Annotated in this window: 1 protein-coding gene; it reads left to right on the plus strand. The window is 65.6% G+C overall.

Going from position 1 to position 1,456, the window contains the following annotated elements:
• Positions 1-1,282, plus strand: a 1,282-nt coding sequence (locus AC1DSN_RS22570; RefSeq protein ID WP_477333058.1) for a peptidoglycan-binding protein, incomplete at its 5' end; no start/stop codon positions are given.
• Positions 1,283-1,456 lie beyond the last annotated feature (174 nt).

The raw sequence follows: 1,456 nt of genomic DNA on the forward strand, positions 1-1,456 counted from the left end.
CAACACGGAAGACCATCTGGTCGATGGGCTCGCTGCCGGTCTCGGGAGGATTTCCCAACACGGCAACCACCGGTACCTCTTGATCCTGGATGACGCCGATCAGCTTGCCGATGACGACCTGGCGATCGTCGAGYGCTTGCTCCTTGCCTGCGAGAACGTCGACGCACCTTTCCACATCCTGCTCGCGGGTCTGCCGGCACTACGCGAACGACTGTCCGGCCCGTCGGCACCATCGATCGCGGCTCATGTGCGCAGCCGTATTCCCATGCCGGTGTTGAGTGGTGATGAGAGCGAGCGCTATGTTCGTCACCGGCTCCACGTCGCAGGCACGACCCACATGCCTTTCAGCCGTCTCGGCCTGCGCACGCTTCGCGACGATGGCAAAGGCAACCCTCGCCGCCTCAACGCGTTGGCACACCGTGCCCTCGAGCGCGCAGCTGAGCGGGGCGAACAGTCGATAGGCGAGCGGGCGCTCGGATTCGTCGCCCGAGAGGTGCTGCCGCAACATGCTCGGTACTGGCTCCGTCGCTATCGGAAACTCCTCCTTGCGGTGGGCGCCATGCTGGCCATCCTGTTCGTCGGCGGCGCCGCGACATGGTTCCTCTCCGGGCGCAGTCCCTCGCGCCCGAAGAACCTCGTCACGGTGACCCCCGAGCAAGCGCTGGCGAAACTGAGTGATGCGTTGCCCGCGGCGGATGTCGGGAAGGTGCGGGTTTGGGGGGAGCTGCTCGCACGATGGCAGGTTGGATCGAAGGACACCTCGGTCGCCAACGCGATCAACTGCGATGCGGTCATTTTTCCTGGTTTTGCCTGCGTCAGCGGGCGGGGGTCACTCGACCAGCTGCGCCGTTTCGACCGGCCGATCGTGCTCGAACTCGACGACGCTCACGCCAGACAGCAGGTGCTTCTGGTCGGCGCGGGCGACCAGGCCATACGGCTCTATCTGGGCGGCAAATACGTCGAACTGACCCGTGACGTCTTTGAACGTGTATGGAACGGTCGCTTCTATGCCGTGTTCCGTGTCGACCCCGCCATGCCCGGAAAACTGACTCGTGGCGACGCTGGCGATGGCATGCACTGGCTGCTTGGTCGCCTTCCGCCCGAGGCCAATCCTGGCGGTTCATCGCCGTCGACGATCTTCGATCGGACGGTGGAGGCGCGGGTCCGCAACCTGCAGCAGCGGTTCGGTATTGCGGCCGACGGCGTCGTGGGCCCGGAAACGATGTTCGCGCTGTCGTCGCTGGAAGCCGAAGGGCCGCATCTCGCCCGCGGCGTGCCTTGAGCATGTTCGTCCATGTCGACACGCGCCGGCGCTCGCGCCTGTGCTGGGCCACGATCCTCATCGTCATCGTCTGCGTGGTGTGTTTCGTCGCGCTGGCCCTGAGCGGGTTCGACGAGCGTCTGGCAGTCATGCGGCGCTGGGGCACCGTGCCGGCTCACCTGCTCAGCACTGGAC

The organism is Luteibacter sp. P4_D7_3 (genome assembly GCF_056401735.1).